The 14,346-nt window shown below is 69.4% G+C and carries 15 protein-coding genes; 10 read left to right on the top strand and 5 right to left on the bottom strand.

All coding sequences use genetic code 11. The features are described from left to right. Window positions 1–26: 26 nt before the first annotated feature. The gene (locus AB0B83_RS04170; protein ID WP_132232334.1) at window positions 27–635 is read right to left on the bottom strand and encodes a TetR/AcrR family transcriptional regulator; all 609 of its coding nucleotides are present in this window, start codon (window positions 633–635) and stop codon (window positions 27–29) included. A gap of 120 nt (window positions 636–755) precedes the next feature. On the opposite strand from AB0B83_RS04170, the gene AB0B83_RS04165 reads away from it, so the two are divergent. The 4 genes from AB0B83_RS04165 to AB0B83_RS04150 all read left to right on the top strand — a co-directional run bounded on the left by AB0B83_RS04165 (window position 756) and on the right by AB0B83_RS04150 (window position 4,571). Next, complete coding sequence (locus tag AB0B83_RS04165; protein ID WP_357576908.1) at window positions 756–1,622, top strand: SDR family oxidoreductase; 867 nt, start codon at window positions 756–758, stop codon at window positions 1,620–1,622. 133 nt (window positions 1,623–1,755) lie between these two features. Further along, the gene (locus AB0B83_RS04160; protein ID WP_357576907.1) at window positions 1,756–3,255 is read left to right on the top strand and encodes a SulP family inorganic anion transporter; all 1,500 of its coding nucleotides are present in this window, start codon (window positions 1,756–1,758) and stop codon (window positions 3,253–3,255) included. Between the two features lie 86 nt (window positions 3,256–3,341). Beyond that, window positions 3,342–3,728, top strand: a complete 387-nt coding sequence (locus tag AB0B83_RS04155) for a MerR family transcriptional regulator (protein ID WP_225851904.1) — start codon at window positions 3,342–3,344, stop codon at window positions 3,726–3,728. Window positions 3,729–3,893: 165 nt separating this feature from the next. After that, the gene (locus AB0B83_RS04150) at window positions 3,894–4,571 is read left to right on the top strand and encodes a hypothetical protein (protein WP_357576906.1); all 678 of its coding nucleotides are present in this window, start codon (window positions 3,894–3,896) and stop codon (window positions 4,569–4,571) included. Between the two features lie 58 nt (window positions 4,572–4,629). Here AB0B83_RS04150 and AB0B83_RS04145 read toward each other — a convergent pair whose 3' ends face one another. After that, window positions 4,630–5,652 carry a zinc-dependent alcohol dehydrogenase family protein gene (locus AB0B83_RS04145; RefSeq protein ID WP_357576905.1) on the bottom strand — a complete coding sequence of 341 codons (1,023 nt, stop codon included), beginning with the start codon at window positions 5,650–5,652 and terminating at the stop codon, window positions 4,630–4,632. Between the two features lie 119 nt (window positions 5,653–5,771). Beyond that, the gene (locus tag AB0B83_RS04140) at window positions 5,772–6,491 is read right to left on the bottom strand and encodes a TetR/AcrR family transcriptional regulator C-terminal domain-containing protein (protein WP_357576904.1); all 720 of its coding nucleotides are present in this window, start codon (window positions 6,489–6,491) and stop codon (window positions 5,772–5,774) included. 106 nt (window positions 6,492–6,597) lie between these two features. On the opposite strand from AB0B83_RS04140, the gene AB0B83_RS04135 reads away from it, so the two are divergent. Further along, complete coding sequence (locus AB0B83_RS04135; protein WP_357576903.1) at window positions 6,598–7,581, top strand: NAD(P)-dependent alcohol dehydrogenase; 984 nt, start codon at window positions 6,598–6,600, stop codon at window positions 7,579–7,581. A gap of 42 nt (window positions 7,582–7,623) precedes the next feature. On the opposite strand, the gene argS is transcribed toward AB0B83_RS04135, so the two are convergent. Continuing rightward, a complete protein-coding gene (gene argS / locus AB0B83_RS04130) occupies window positions 7,624–9,342 on the bottom strand; it encodes an arginine--tRNA ligase (protein ID WP_357576902.1) in 1,719 nt (572 codons plus the stop codon). 705 nt (window positions 9,343–10,047) lie between these two features. Here argS and AB0B83_RS04125 point away from each other — a divergent pair. The 3 genes from AB0B83_RS04125 to AB0B83_RS04115 all read left to right on the top strand — a co-directional run bounded on the left by AB0B83_RS04125 (window position 10,048) and on the right by AB0B83_RS04115 (window position 11,346). Continuing rightward, window positions 10,048–10,266, top strand: coding sequence for a hypothetical protein (locus tag AB0B83_RS04125; protein WP_357576901.1), 219 nt, complete (start codon window positions 10,048–10,050; stop codon window positions 10,264–10,266). A 114-nt stretch (window positions 10,267–10,380) separates the two neighbouring features. Continuing rightward, on the top strand, window positions 10,381–10,827 hold the full coding sequence (locus tag AB0B83_RS04120) for a DUF3592 domain-containing protein (RefSeq protein WP_357576900.1): 447 nt from the start codon (window positions 10,381–10,383) through the stop codon (window positions 10,825–10,827). Window positions 10,828–11,019: 192 nt separating this feature from the next. Continuing rightward, window positions 11,020–11,346, top strand: coding sequence for a hypothetical protein (locus tag AB0B83_RS04115; RefSeq protein ID WP_357576899.1), 327 nt, complete (start codon window positions 11,020–11,022; stop codon window positions 11,344–11,346). A gap of 984 nt (window positions 11,347–12,330) precedes the next feature. On the opposite strand, the gene AB0B83_RS04110 is transcribed toward AB0B83_RS04115, so the two are convergent. After that, the gene (locus tag AB0B83_RS04110; RefSeq protein ID WP_132232312.1) at window positions 12,331–12,630 is read right to left on the bottom strand and encodes a DUF6342 family protein; all 300 of its coding nucleotides are present in this window, start codon (window positions 12,628–12,630) and stop codon (window positions 12,331–12,333) included. 417 nt (window positions 12,631–13,047) lie between these two features. On the opposite strand from AB0B83_RS04110, the gene AB0B83_RS04105 reads away from it, so the two are divergent. Together AB0B83_RS04105 and AB0B83_RS04100 are read left to right on the top strand one after the other, a co-directional pair. Then, a complete protein-coding gene (locus AB0B83_RS04105; RefSeq protein WP_357576898.1) occupies window positions 13,048–13,611 on the top strand; it encodes a DinB family protein in 564 nt (187 codons plus the stop codon). A 216-nt stretch (window positions 13,612–13,827) separates the two neighbouring features. Continuing rightward, window positions 13,828–14,340, top strand: a complete 513-nt coding sequence (locus tag AB0B83_RS04100) for a hypothetical protein (RefSeq protein ID WP_357576897.1) — start codon at window positions 13,828–13,830, stop codon at window positions 14,338–14,340. Window positions 14,341–14,346: the final 6 nt, after the last annotated feature.

Genomic DNA, 14,346 nt, shown 5'->3' with positions numbered 1-14,346 from the left:
GTTGTGTCCACCCGGCGACGCGAGGGCTACGCCTCGCGGGGCCGCAGGCCGCGCAGCGCCGTGTCCACCACCTGGTCGGCGTACCCGTGCGTCAGCGGGCCGGTGCGCTGGAGCCACCGGTTGAGGACCGGCCCGAAGATCAGGTCGACGGCCACGTCGAGGTCGACGTCCTCGGCGAGCTGGCCGGCACGCCGGGCGGCGCGCAGGCGTTCCTTCTTCAGCTCCCGCATGGGCCCGTCCAGCCGTTCCGCGTAGTCGGCGGCCAGGGCGGGGTCGTGGACGATCTCGGTGTGCAGGGCGCGCATGGGCAGGTCGTAGCGCGGGTCGTTCAGCTCGTCGACGACGGCCCGCAGGACCAGCTTCAGGTCGGCGGCCAGGTCGCCGGTGTCCGGTAGGGCGCCGTCCTGCCCGCCGTCGGTCGTGAGCGCGAGGAAGGCGTCGAACAGCAGGGCGCCCTTCGAGGGCCACCAGCGGTAGATCGTCTGCTTGCCGACGCCGGCGGCGGCGGCGATGCCCTCGATGCTGAGCTTCGCGTAGCCCACGTCGCCGACGAGGTCGAAGGCGGCGGTGAGGATGGCGCGGCGTGCCGTCTCGCTGCGACGGCTGGAGTCGGGGGCGACCTTCTGCGTGGGCACGGGCCCAATCTAGCAAGAGGGTGAGACGAGACGGTCCGTCTTGACAGTGGAGCCCGATCGGGTAGGGTCACTCTCGTCAACAAGACGAGACGGTCCGTCTCGTTAGGGAGGGAGTCCCCTATGGAAGCCTCAGCCACCGCCGCGCCGCGGGTCTGGTTCGTCACCGGGGCCAGCCGTGGCCTCGGCCGCGCCTTCACCGAGGCCGCGCTCGCCGCCGGCGACCGGGTCGTCGGCGCGGCCCGGGACGTCTCGCCGTTCGACGACTTGGCCGCCCGACACCCCGACCGCCTGCTGGCGCTGCGCCTCGACGTCACGGACCGCGCGGCGGTCTTCGACGTCGTCGACGAGGCGGTACGGCACTTCGGCCGGCTCGACGTCGTCGTGAACAACGCCGGGGCGCTCTACATGGGCATGGTCGAGGAGTTCACCGAGGCCGAGGCCCGCGCCCAGCTGGACCTCAACTTCTTCGGCGCGCTCTGGGTCAGCCAGGCCGTCCTGCCGCACCTGCGCGCCCAGCGCGGCGGGCACGTCGTGCAGGTCTCCAGCATCGGCGCCCTCGGCGGCTTCCCCAGCACGGGGCTCTACAGCGCGAGCAAGTTCGCGCTGGAGGGCATGAGCGAGGCGCTGGCCGCCGAGGCCGCCGGCTTCGGCGTCAAGGTCACCATCGTCCAGCCGGGCGGCTACTGGACCGACCTCTACACCAGCAGCACGGCGGCCACCCCGAACCCCGCCTACGACCCGCTGCGGGAGGAGTTGGCGCGGCAGTGGGCGGAAGGGTCGATCGACAGCGAACCCCGGCTGGCCGCCGAGGCGCTGATGAAGCTCGTCGCCAGCGACGACCCGCCACTGCGGCTGCTGCTGGGCAGCATGGTCTACGACCTCGCCTTCGACATCTCCAGGCGACGCATGGACGTCTGGGCCGGCTGGGAAGAGGTGAGCCGCGCCGCCGAGCAGGCGGTCCCGGCCCCGGGCGCCGGGCCGGCCTGACCGCCGCCGGGCGCGGGAGGGCAGGGTGCGCGGTGGCCCACGGTCGTGACGCTCGCCACGCGGGTGGGAACTCTTCCGTGGCGGAAGAGTAGGGTCCGTCGGGTCTCCGCACCCTCCGAGTGGAAATGGCTGTATGTCCTCTGTGTCGTCCCTGGCCTCCCGCCCGCGCCTGCCCCGCCCGTCCTGGCTGTCGCCGAGGGTGTTCCGCACCGAGGTCCTCGCCGGCCTGGTCGTCGCCCTGGCGTTGATCCCGGAGGCGATCTCCTTCTCGATCCTGGCCGGGGTCGATCCCAGGGTGGGCCTCTTCGCCTCGTTCACGATGGCGGTGACAATCGCGATCTGCGGCGGGCGGCCGGCGATGATCTCCGCCGCCACCGGGGCGGTCGCCCTGGTCGTGGCGCCCCTCGCCAAGGAGTACGGCCTCGACCACCTGATCGCCGCGGTGATCCTCGGCGGCGCGATCCAGATCCTGCTGGCGGTGCTCGGGGTGGCGAAGCTGATGCGGTTCATTCCGCGCAGCGTGATGGTCGGCTTCGTCAACGCCCTGGCCATCCTGATCTTCGTCGCCCAGGTGCCGCACCTGATCGGGGTGCCATGGCTGGTGTACCCGCTCGCGGCGGTCGCGCTGGCGATCATGGTGGGGCTGCCCCGCCTCACCCGGGCCGTCCCGGCGCCGCTGGTCGCCATCGTGGTGCTGACCGTGGTCACGGTGGCCACCCACGCGACGGTGCCGACCGTGGGCGACGAGGGGGCGTTGCCGGACAGCCTGCCCACGCTCGGCCTGCCGCAGGTCCCCTGGACCATGGACACCCTGACCCTGATCGCCCCGTACGCCCTGGGCATCGCGCTGGTCGGGCTGATGGAGTCGTTGATGACCGCGAAGCTGGTCGACGACATCACCGACACCCCCTCCAGCAAGACCCGGGAGTCGTGGGGGCAGGGCGTGGCGAACATCGTCACCGGGTTCTTCGGCGGCATGGGCGGCTGCGCGATGATCGGTCAGACGATGATCAACGTGAAGGCGTCCGGCGCCCGTACGCGGCTGTCGACCTTCCTGGCCGGCGTCTTCCTGCTGATCCTGGTTGTCGCGCTCGGCGACGTGGTCGCGGTGATCCCGATGGCCGCCCTGGTCGCCGTGATGGTCATCGTCGCGGTGTCGACGTTCGACTGGCACTCGGTCGCCCCGGCCACGCTCAGGCGGATGCCGTACGGCGAGACGATCGTCATGGTGACCACCGTCGTCACCACGCTGGCCACCCACAACCTCGCCGTCGGCGTCGTCGCCGGCGTGCTCACCGCGATGGTCGTCTTCGCCCGGCGGGTCGCCCACCTGGTGGAGGTGACAAGCGTCCTCGACCCCGAGGGGACCACCCGGATCTACTCGGTGCACGGCGAGCTGTTCTTCGCCTCCAGCAACGACCTGGTCGGGCAGTTCGACTATGCCAACGACCCCGACAGCGTGGTCATCGACATGACGCACGCCCACGTCTGGGACGCCTCCTCCGTGGCCGCCCTCGACGCCGTCACCACCAAGTACGCCGCCCGCGGCAAGACCGTGGAGATCGTCGAGCTGAACCGCCCCAGCGCGGACATCCACGGCACCCTCGCCGGCCGGCTCGGCGTCGGCCACTGATGGCCCCCGACCGCCGTACGGCCAAGCCGGCACCCGCCCCCGGTCCGGCTTCGGTGCCCGCCGCCGGCCCGGTCGGAGGGCGGCTGATGCAGATCGGCGAGGTCGCCGAGCGGGTCGGGCTGAGCATCCGCACCATCCGGCACTACGAGGACGTCGGCCTGATCGTCCCGTCGGCCCGCAGCGACGGGGGCTTCCGCCTCTACACCGCACCCGACCTCGACCGGCTCGCCGTGGTCAAGCGGATGAAGCCGCTCGGCTTCACCCTCGACGAGATGCGCGACCTGCTCGGCGTACTCGATGCCCTCGACACGGCCGAGGGCGCCGACCGGGTCGCCCTGCTCGACCGGCTCGGCATGTTCCACACCGCCGCCACCGCACGCGTCAGCGCGCTGCGCGACCAGCTCGCCACGGCCGAGGGCTTCGCCGGCACGCTCCGCGACAGGCTCGACCAGCACGGCGGTCCGTCCACCTGAGCCGGTTGCCGTCCCTGGCGACAGGAGTGGCGACGACGGGCGGCTTCCCTTGCTTCTCCTCCCAGTGGCCCTCCCTTCTCCATTGTGGACGGCATGCCGACCACCGGCTGCCGGCCGTGGCGGAGGCGCACTACGCTCCGGGCCACACAAGGAGAGGGAAGATCAATGCGTAGGACCCTGCTGCCCGTCGCGGCACTCGCCCTGGTGGCGGCGCTGAGCGGATGCGTCACGATCAACACGCCGGCGGACGACCCGGACCCGGCCGCTTCGGCGCAGCCGACAGGCAGCACCGTCAGCGTGGACGACGAGACAGCGGACCCGGACGAGCCGGCGCCCTCGGCCGTACCCGACACGTCCGGAGCGCCCGCCACGCTCAAGGCGCTCACCTGCACGCAGCTCAAGACCGCCGTGCTCGGTAACGGATCCGAGCGGTACAACGGCTACCCGGATCCGATCCCGCTTGTCGACGGTATGTGGTCCGGCGAGGACGGCACTGTCGTCCACATGCAACAGCCGTGCGCCATCGGTGACCTGACCGGCGACGACGCGGCCGACGCGGTGGTCCCGGTGCTGATGGACGGCGGCGGGACCGGCAAGTTCTGGCAGATCGTGATGTACGGCAACATCGACGGTAAGCCCGTCTACGTCACCATGGTCGACATCGGCGACCGTACGCCCGTCGAGTCGGTCTCGATCAAGTCGCGCCGGGCGACGGTGGTCTACCTGACCCGCCCCGAGGACGCGTCCTCGGCGGAGGTCGCCGTACGGCGTACGGCCGTCTATGAACTCAGCGGCAGCCGGCTCGTCGAGATCAGCCACACGGACGCGCCGTACACCCCCTGAGCGGTCGACCCCGCGCGGTGGGCCGTTCCGGCGCGGAACGGCCCACCGGCCCAGTCGCTCAGGGATTGAGCAGGACCTTGACGGCCCGGCGCTCGTCCATGGCCCGGTACCCCTCGGCGGCCTGGTCGAGGGGGAGGGTGAGGTCGAAGACCCGGCCGGGGTCGATCTCACGCCTGTAGATCAGGTCGATCAGCTCGGGCAGGAAGCGACGCACCGGGGCGGGGCCGCCGTGCAGGTGCACGTGGGAGAAGAACAACTCCTCGCCGGGCAGTTCGACGTCGTGGGCCACGCCGACGTAGCCGACGTGCCCTCCCGCCCGGGTGGAGCGGATGGCCTGCAACATCGACTCCTGGGTGCCGACCGCCTCGATGACCGAGTGCGCGCCGAGGCCGTCGGTCAGGTCCTTGATCCGGGCCACGCCGTCGTCGCCGCGCTCGGTGACGATGTCGGTGGCGCCGTAGTGGGTCGCCAGCTTCTGGCGGGGCTCGTGCCGGCTGACCGCGATGACGCGTTCCGCGCCGAGCCGCCGGGCCGCCAGCACGGCGAGCAGGCCCACCGCGCCGTCGCCGACGACCGCGACGGTCTTGCCCGGGCCCACCTCGGCGGCCACCGCGCCGAACCAGCCGGTGCCGAGCACGTCGGAGGCCGCGAGCAGGGCCGGGACCAGGTCGTCGGTAGGGAGGTCGGGCGTGGCGACCAGGGTGCCGTCGGCCAGCGGTACGCGCAGGTACTCGGCCTGGGCACCCAGCCCGCCCACCGGCTCCCGGTGGACGCACGAGGACTGGTAGCCCGCGCGGCAGATGGGGCACGTGTTGTCGGAGGCGAAGAAGGAGCCGACGACGAACTGGCCGGGCTTGATCTCCCTGACCTCGTCGCCGACCTCCTGGACGACGCCGACGTACTCGTGGCCCATCGGGGACGGCCCGTGGACCGTCTCGATGCCGCGATACGGCCACAGGTCCGAACCGCAGACGCAGGTGGCGGACAGGCGGATGATCGCGTCGGTCGGGAGGAGGATCCGCGGATCCTCACGCTCCTCCACCCGTACGTCGCGGGGGGCGTGCAGGACGACACCACGCATCAGGCTCTTCCCTTCGGTCCGGTCCGGCTGCGACGAGACGGCTCACCTTCCGGCTTACCCGGTCCGGGCGCGGGCTTGCCGCCAGGAGGCGAGCAACACCGGGTGCCGCTACGGCGTGGTCATCGGATGACCGATCGCGGCGACGTCCAGTTCTGCTGTCGGAGCCGTTCGATGCCGTCCAGCAGCAGGTCCAGCGCGAACTCGAACTCGAACTGGTCGTCGCAGCCCTGTCCCACGACCGACGCGTCGTCGTGGGACGCGGCCGTGGAGATCTCCGCGAGGTGCGGGAACCGGGCCGCGACCTCCGGCGGGAAGGCCTGCGGTGGTTCTGAGCTGGCCGTGCCGGAGCGGCCGGCGCGCCGGGAGGCGTCGAACAGCTCCTGGCTGAAGCCCAGGATCCGGCTGCCCATCGCGTGCATCACGTGGTGGGCGAGGTCGGCGGAGAACCCGCCGGCCCGGAGGGTCCCGACCACCGAGTCGAGGTACGCGAGGACGGCCGGCGTCGCCATGTTCCGCGACTCGATAGCGAGCGGCGCCCAGGGGTGGCGCCGCAGCACCTGCCGCGCCGAGAGGATGCGGCTGCGGACCGCGTGCTTCCAGTCGGCGTCGGGCACCGGCGGGTCGATCTCGCCGACGACGACGTCGATCATGCCGTCGAGTAGTTCGTCCTTGTTGGCCACGTGCTTGTAGAGGGCCATCGGCACGACGCCCAGATCCTGGGCGAGGTTGCGCATGCTGAGGGACTCGATCCCGGCCCCGTCGGCGAGCGCGACGGCGGCGTGCAGGATCCGGTCCCTGCTCAGCGGCGCCCGGCGCAGCGTCTCAGCCTGCTCAGCCATCTCGGTCCTCGTCTTCTGGCGGCGGTTGAAACCTTAACCGCCTTGACCGGTGTACGCCGTACACCTACATTGGGTGTACGGCGTACACCAAGAGGGAGGGCGAAAGATGAAGGCGATAGTCCAGGACCGGTACGGCCCGCCGGAGACACTCACGCTCGCGGACGTCGACGTGCCGGTGCCCGCCGCCGACGAGGTGCTCGTGCGGGTCGAGGCCGCCGCGCTGAACGCGTACGACTGGCATGCCATGCGTGGCGATCCGCGGATGGCGCGGTTGGCGATGGGGCGGACGCGGCCCCGCGCGCGCATCCGCGGCCGCGACTTCGCCGGCCGGGTCGAGGCCGTCGGCAGCCACGTCCGACAGGTGCGCCCGGGTGACGCCGTCTTCGGCGACCTCGGCGACGCCAACGGCGCGTTCGCCGAGTACGTGTGCGTGCCCGCGACCCTGGTCGCGCCGAAGCCGGCGAACCTGACCCCGCAGCAGGCGGCCGCGCTGCCGCTGGCCGGTGTCACCGCGCTCATGGGGCTGCGCGACGTCGGGCGGGTCGAGCCCGGCCACCGCGTCCTCGTCAACGGCGCCTCCGGCGGCGTCGGCACCCTGGCCGTCCAACTGGCCAAGGCGCTCGGCGCGACCGTGACCGCAGTGTGCAGCACCCGCAACGTCGACCTGGTCCGATCCCTCGGCGCCGACCACGTCGTCGACTACACCCGCGACGACTTCACCCGCGAGGCCCGCCGCCACGATGTCGTGTTCGACCTGGTCGGCAACCGCTCGCTCACCGCGCTCCGGCGGGCGCTGACACCCACCGGGACGCTTGTGCTCTCCGGCGGCGGCGTGTACGGCGGCGGCAGCCTCGTCGGGCCGGTCTGGCTCCTCGCGCGCGGACGGCTGCTGGCGCCCCTCGTCCGCCAGCGCATCGTCACCCTCACCGCGGCGCCCAGCCGGCAACACCTCGACACGCTCCGCGCCCACGCCGAGGCCGGCCGCCTCACCCCGGTCATCGACCGGACCTACCCGCTGCGCGAGGTGCCCGAGGCCATCCGGTACCTCGAAGGTGAACACGCGCGGGCGAAGGTGGTCATCACCCTGTGACCTGCGGTGCCGTTGCCGGCATCGATCGCCCCCAAGTATCGATCACATGCGCTCGGGAGTCCTGATGCCGAGCAGGTACAACCCCTGCCGGAGCACCCGGGCGGTCACGTCGCAGAGCACCAGCCGGCTCTCCCGGACCGGCCCGTCGGCGCGCAGCACCGGGCAGCGCTCGTAGAACGCGCTGAACGCGGCAGCCAGCCGATACAGGTAGCCGGTCAGGTGGTGGAACTCCAGGCTGTTCGCCACCTCGCCGACCACCGTCCCGAAGCCGACCAGTTCGAAGGCGAGCGCCCGTTCGGCCGGATCGGCCAGCGAGATCGCCGCCTCCGGCCGGGCCGCCACTCCGGCCCGCCGGAAGATCGACCGGATCCGCGAGTACGCGTACTGGAGATAGGGCGCGGTGTTGCCGTCCAGCGCCAGCATCCGCTCCCAGTCGAGCACGTAGTCCCTGTGCCGGTCGCTGGACAGGTCGGCGTACTTGATCGCGCCGATGCCGACCGCCCGGCCCACCTCGGCCGCCTCCGCCTCGCCCAGGTCCGGGTTCCGCTCCCGGGCCAGCGCCGTGGCCCGGACGATCGCCTCCTCCAGCAGCCCGACCAGCTTCACCGAGCCGCCGGCCCTGCTGCGCAGCATCCGCCCGTCCGACCCGAGGATCGAGCCGAACCCGACGTGCTCGGCCCGGGCCGGCGGGGCGAGCCAGCCGGCCTGCGTGGCGGCGGCGTACACCATCTCGAAGTGCCGCCGCTGCGGCAGGCCGACCACGTAGAGCAACCGGGTCGCGGCCAGCGTGCCGGTGCGGTGCCGGATCGCCGCCAGGTCGGTTGCCGGATAGCCGTACCCGCCGTCGGACTTGCGGACGATCAGCGGCAGCGGCTCGCCGTCCCGGCCCACCGAGCCGGGCGGAAACACACAGGCCGCACCCTCGCTCTCCCGCAGCAGCCCCAGGCGGTCCAGCTCCTCGGCCACCGGTCCGAGCAGGTCGTTGTAGCTGCTCTCACCGTGGAAGTCCCGCTCGGTGAGGGTCACGTCGAGCAGGTCGTAGACGGTCATGAAGTACCGCTCGGACTGCTCCACCAGCAACCGCCACAGCCGCAGCGTCGCCGGATCGCCGCCCTGCAGGGCCACCACCCGCCGCCGGGACCGCTCCCGGAACGCCTCATCCGCGTCGAACGCGACCCGGGCCGCCTTGTAGAACGAGTCCAGGTCGCCCATGGACAGCTCGCGCGCCGCCTCGGCCCCGCCCAGGTCCACCAGGTGCTCGATCAGCATGCCGAACGGCGTGCCCCAGTCACCCAGGTGGTTGGCCCGCAGCACCCGGTGCCCCAGCCACTCCAGCAGCCGGGCCGCCGCGTCGCCGATCACCGTCGACCGCAGGTGCCCGACGTGCATCTCCTTCGCCACGTTCGGCGCCGAGTAGTCGACCACCACCGTCTCCGGCTCGACGGCCACCCCCACCCCGAGCCGCGAATCGGTGGCCAGCGCGGAGACCAGCCTGCCCAGGGCCCCATCGGCGACGGTCAGGTTGAGGAAGCCCGGCCCGGAGACCTCCGCCGCGCTGCACAGATCGGCCAGCTCCGCGAGGTCCAGCACCTCGGCGGCGATCGCGCGCGGCGGCCGGCCGAGCCGCCGGGCCAGCGCCAGCGCCGCGTCGGACTGGAAGTCCGCGCGCTGGGAGCGCCGCACGACCGGATCAACCGGCCCGCCGGCCACCGTCGCGAACGCCGGCGCCAGCCGGTCGGCCAGCAGTTTCTCAAGGTCCATGGGTACGCCGATCTCGCTCGGGTCCGCCGCGCGGATCACCGGATGGGGATGCGGGCGGACCGAGGACGATCGACGATGACCGACGGCTCGATCCGCCGGTCGCAGGAGAGGAAGCCTCAGCGCAGGCGGTCGCGGGACCGCCGGCGTCGCAGCGCGCCGACCTGGACGTCGGGGGACGTCATCGGGTACGCGGGCGAGCTGGTCATGGCAGCAGCCTAACCGTCCAGGCCGGGGGCTGCGCAACGCCGTTTCCGCAGCGAGCGGGCACACGTGGAATCGTCAGCCTTTCAGGGTCGTTGCTGTCGACAGCGGTACGTCCGACCCAGCGCGAGCCTCGTCGCGGAGAGCGGTCACAAGCCGTCCGTTGACCGGACCTGCGCATACTGAGAGCAGCGACAGGCCCACGGACTGTCAATCGGGCTTATGGTCGATCAATAGGCGGAGGTCGACATGCGTTGGCTCATGATTCTCATCATCGCGTTGGTGGTCGTTGCCGCGGTCTGGCTGTGGCGCCGTTCCCAGAAGGGCTCACTCGACATCGACGGCCAGGTTCGTAACCGGCAGGCGTCGACTGAGGCCCGCAGGCGACTTGACGCACACCGCAACCCGAGTGACGGCAGCCCCGGCAGCGGCGCCGGTGGGGTCGGTGGTGTCTGGGGCGGGTAAGGCAGACGGGCGCGTTCGAATCGCTGGCAGACTGCCGTCATGTCGTCTGAACCGGAGTCGTGGTCCATCAAGCACTTCTCGCAAGGCAACCCAGCAGGCCCCGGCCAGGACAGCGTCCCGGCGCTGCTACGGCGGATCGCAGACAGCATCGAACAACGGCCCGGCATCGAGGTCCAGGACGTCGTATTGCGCAACGAGGTCAACGCCGACGGTGACTGGTGGTCGGCCACTGTCTACTTCCATGAACCGTCGGTCTAGCAGAGTCCGGCGTGCAGATTGACTCGTCCGCCGCCCACCAGGTCAGCCGCAAGCACATCGCGGCTGAGTAGTCACCGCACCAGCCTCATTGCTGGCCGGTTCTAGAGTCCGGCCATGGACCGCCGACTGCCAAGCCGAGCCTTCCTGCGGGTGTTCTCCATGTTCGGTCTCGTCTTTGTGATTGCGCTTACGGCGCTCGGCACATGGTCAGCCGCAGACGAACGCCGGGGATCAGAGGCAGTGGCTGACGTGCTGGACGTCCAGCATCACGGGACAAAAACATTCCTGACAGTCCAGTTCACCACAAGCCGTGGCGAGACGTGTGAATCAAGTCTGCGCGTTACGGTCGATGCCAACCGGGCTGTGAGTGCCGGTCAGCGCATCCGTGTCCACTATGCCAAGAGCGACCCTTGCCTCAGGGTGCGCGAGGTTGGCGATCACTCCGGGTGGTTCATGGTCCCCATCGCGGTGGTGCTTCTGACCACCTTCGCCATCCTGACCTATGTCGTGTGGCGCCGGCCCCGACCCCCGCTCCCACTCCGGTACGCGGGCATGCCGTGACGAGTCGGACGAGGTCGGTTTGACCCGGACCACCGTCAGACCTTGAAGCGGAAGGCAAGTGCTGGGCTGCAAAGACGGCCCTGCAATGTCCCCCACAGCCCGCAGGTGTCCGTCACGGTCGTCACTCGGTTAGTCACCCACCTGGTCGGCCCTCCAACGCGGAGGTCTGGGTAGGTCCGACACCATGACCTCATGGATGACGAAGCTCGACGGCGGTGGCATCAGCAGCACCAAGCGTCCTGGCTCCAACTCGCCGCCACCCTGCGGACCGAGGGCTGGGAGGCGCAGGTGACGTGCTTGGCAGTTCCAGTGCAGGTGGAAGGCTCTCTGCCAAACGGCGAGCGATTCTACTTCCGCGCCCGGCACAGTGACGTGTCGTTGGGCATCGGAGGCGACGACCCAGCAGACATCTCCGAGTGGGAAGACAGCGAGTCGCATCAGGAAGCCAGCTACCTGCCCGCCGCCGACGGCGAGGCCATCATCAGACGGCTTGCTCGCCGCTACCTGGAGGAGCGCTAGCCGACTGGGCGAGCACCGTCAGTTTGGAAGGTGCCTTGAACTGCACGCAGTGCCCCATGGCAGGGACGGCCGACCTGTTGGGTCGGTGGTACGCCGTGGCAGGCCACCGTCACGGTTTCGGTCGCTCACTGCACATCACCCTGGCAAGGGTTCGGCATTGATTGCCATCTAGCATCACCTCGTGGTTCCGACTAGCACGAACTCAGCTGGCGGGCTGCCGCCTCGGCGTCTCCTGCTGGGAGTCAACATCGCAAGCTCATTGTTGGTTCTTCAGGCGTCGTTGCTGATATTCGCGGCGATCTCCGCCATATATTCCCAAGGGGGCATCAACGATGCCGTGAACGACGCAGCGGGTCGTTCCGGCGCCCCAGTAGACAGCAGTGTTGCCGCACTCAAGGCGTCCTACTTTTATTTCGAAGCTCGGCTCACCATGTGGTATGCATTCTTCTTCGCGCCTGCATCGGTTGGCGTCGCATTGTGGCTCAGGACGGGTCATCAGAGTGCGAGAGTAGTCGCCCTCGCGACGAGTCTGCTCAGCGTGCTTTGCTGTTGCTGTTCCGGGGGTTGGCTATGGCTATCTGACGAACCAACAGAGATTGATGAAGCGCTTCCGGCCGCATTCGGCCGAATAAATCCAGCATGGGTCGAGCTGGGTAAGATCGGGCTAGTGGTGTCCTTTGTGCCTGCATTTATCGCGGCAGCCGCACTGGTCCGCAGCGGGCGTACCGTTGCCCGCACCTCCCCCGGATCGAACCAATGACCTCTGCGGTGTGAACGCGGTTATTGCCCACCGCGTCTGTCTAGGCGCGTACGCGGCCGAGCGTCATGGTGCACAGGGTGAGGTGTGGCGGAGTGGCCAAACTCCTAACCAGGTCGCCATCACCCTGGAGATCGGGAGAATGCCATTAACTCGACAGCGGCCGGCATGGCACGGGAGCACCCGCGGTGTGCGGGTGCTCCCGTGGTTTACGTTTGGCGTCGTTATCAGTACTGCAGATTCGTCTGCATTTCCGTGACGCGGCCGGCAATCTGCAGATTGCCGTCGGAATCCAGGATGGCAATGATCTTCTTCTGGCTTCCGTGGTGGGTGGTGAAGAAAATCTTGTCGGCCTCTTGGCTGGTGCTGTGGTTGGTGTTCACCGACAGTTCGATGCTGACCGGGGAGCTGATCAGAACGTCCCGCTTGGGTGAGTTCGGGTAGCATTGGTTCTGCCGCAGCTTGATTCGCCCATGGGTGTCACCCTCGTCCCAGTCCGAGGCCACGCCCAAGTCGATATCCGGCATGGAAATCTCCCTTCCTTGATTCGCGATGATTTCCCGTGTTCGGGGACAGCCTATGGCTTCCATAGTCGGCGGCAAATGTCGGCTATATTGCCGAGCCGGTTAATAGTTTGGTCACCGTCAGGTAAAGCTGATGTAGCCCAAGACTCAATCAAGGGCTCAGGCAAGGTGATGGCATTGCCGTCGTGAGTGGTTGCGGGTAGACGCATTTTGCGCCGAGCTCAAACGCCTCGCCGCCCGTCAGGTCTCTGACCTGCTGAAACGACTTCCATCGTTTCCGGCGTCTTCCGCCGCTACTCGCGCTCAGTTGTGCCGGATCTGCGGCACGGACCGGGCGCGGGGCAGACAATGGCCCGAGGCATGATTCGACGCGTCCACGAGGGTCGGCAGCCAGGTCTGCGTTGTAGGTAGTGTGTGGAAGTGACAAGAAGCGAGCGACTCGCGGACCAGTTGGACCGGCACTGGCACAAGAACCTGCGGCCACGGCTGCACGGTCTTGCCGATGAGGAGTACTTCTGGGAGCCGGTGCGCGGCTGCTGGAGCATCCGCCCATGTGGCACGTCGGCGGCACCGATGTCGGTAGGCTCGGGGGAATGGACGATGGACTTCGCGTCCCCTGGCCCGATTCCGGCGCCCGTGACCACGATTGCCTGGCGGCTGGCGCACATCATCGTCTCCTGCCTAGGTTATCGGGTCGGATGGCACTTCGGCGGCCAGGACGTCGACTCGCAGACATTTGCCTACGCGGGGACCGCCGACGAGGCGCTGAAACAGCTCGATGAGATGTATGAGAGATGGAACGCGGGGGTCCGCGAGCTCGCGGACGCTGACCTGGAGAATCCGCCCACGGTGGGTGCCGAGCGGTTTCCCATGGAGGGCATCGTTCTGCACGTCAACAGGGAGCTGATCCATCACGGCGCTGAGATTTCCCTGCTGCGCGACCTCTACCGCTGGCGGGACGGAGCCGTACCGCGCGGAATATGACCACCCCGCCGCTGCCTCCGGCTGAATCACGCACGAGAGGGTGCGGCCGGCCCGGCGCCGGGCGTGTTGCGCGGCCGGCGTGGAGCGACAGCGGAGCATCGGACGCGCGCCCAGGCGGCGGCGCGTGCGGCCCGTCAAGGGCCGCCTTGATAGGCGTACAGAAAGTCCTCCCACACCGGCCGGCAGCCGGGCTTCCTGTCGGGGCATGCTGGGCACATGCAAATCCCTTGGCGGAGCAGCCTGGACGCGTTCGCACAGATCCTGCGGCAGCATGGCATCGAGCAGTCCTCGGTGACCGACGTGCAGGCGGCATGGGGTGCGTTCGCTGAGTTTCTGCAACTGGACATCGACGGCATCGATCCGACTCCGGACTCTGATGCTGACGGCTTCATCGTCCAGTGGGGCCGACGGTCCTGGAGCGACAACCGTCTGATCTTGACCTTCACCCGGCAGATCGCCATCGCTGATGTCGGTGACTGTGTCGCCCCCTACGGGCAGCCCGAACTATGGCAGCTCGACTTGGAATTGACTTTCGACGACGAGGCCGGTCTGATCGACCTGGACGGCCTTGACGTTCGGGACACGGGGTTCAGGTTTGCTCCCACCGGACCGCTACGCGCCGCCGCGCTGGCGGATATCTGGGCGGAGACGCAACAGCATCCCCCTGTCCGTGCAGCCTGGATCGCGACCCCAGCGAGTAGCGGCTTGTCCTTCGAGTGCGTCTGCTGACACCGA

Origin of the sequence: Micromonospora sp. NPDC049060 (assembly GCF_040649055.1) — a bacterium.
GTDB classification, from domain to species: domain Bacteria; phylum Actinomycetota; class Actinomycetes; order Mycobacteriales; family Micromonosporaceae; genus Micromonospora; species Micromonospora reichwaldensis.
Note: the sequence above shows the minus strand (reverse complement) of the source record. Positions and strands in the feature narration are given on the sequence as shown.

Bases quoted from the DNA above. Each gene is read 5' to 3' on its own strand.
- argS (WP_357576902.1), bottom strand. From the start codon at position 9,342: ATGGACCTTGAGAAACTGCTGGCCGACCGGCTGGCGCCGGCGTTCGCG.
- AB0B83_RS04115 (WP_357576899.1), top strand. From the start codon at position 11,020: ATGGATGACGAAGCTCGACGGCGGTGGCATCAGCAGCACCAAGCGTCC.
- AB0B83_RS04160 (WP_357576907.1), top strand. From the start codon at position 1,756: ATGTCCTCTGTGTCGTCCCTGGCCTCCCGCCCGCGCCTGCCCCGCCCG.
- AB0B83_RS04165 (WP_357576908.1), top strand. From the start codon at position 756: ATGGAAGCCTCAGCCACCGCCGCGCCGCGGGTCTGGTTCGTCACCGGG.
- AB0B83_RS04120 (WP_357576900.1), top strand. From the start codon at position 10,381: ATGGACCGCCGACTGCCAAGCCGAGCCTTCCTGCGGGTGTTCTCCATG.
- AB0B83_RS04125 (WP_357576901.1), top strand. From the start codon at position 10,048: ATGTCGTCTGAACCGGAGTCGTGGTCCATCAAGCACTTCTCGCAAGGC.
- AB0B83_RS04110 (WP_132232312.1), bottom strand. From the start codon at position 12,630: ATGCCGGATATCGACTTGGGCGTGGCCTCGGACTGGGACGAGGGTGAC.
- AB0B83_RS04100 (WP_357576897.1), top strand. From the start codon at position 13,828: ATGCAAATCCCTTGGCGGAGCAGCCTGGACGCGTTCGCACAGATCCTG.
- AB0B83_RS04135 (WP_357576903.1), top strand. From the start codon at position 6,598: ATGAAGGCGATAGTCCAGGACCGGTACGGCCCGCCGGAGACACTCACG.
- AB0B83_RS04155 (WP_225851904.1), top strand. From the start codon at position 3,342: ATGCAGATCGGCGAGGTCGCCGAGCGGGTCGGGCTGAGCATCCGCACC.
- AB0B83_RS04150 (WP_357576906.1), top strand. From the start codon at position 3,894: ATGCGTAGGACCCTGCTGCCCGTCGCGGCACTCGCCCTGGTGGCGGCG.
- AB0B83_RS04145 (WP_357576905.1), bottom strand. From the start codon at position 5,652: ATGCGTGGTGTCGTCCTGCACGCCCCCCGCGACGTACGGGTGGAGGAG.
- AB0B83_RS04140 (WP_357576904.1), bottom strand. From the start codon at position 6,491: ATGGCTGAGCAGGCTGAGACGCTGCGCCGGGCGCCGCTGAGCAGGGAC.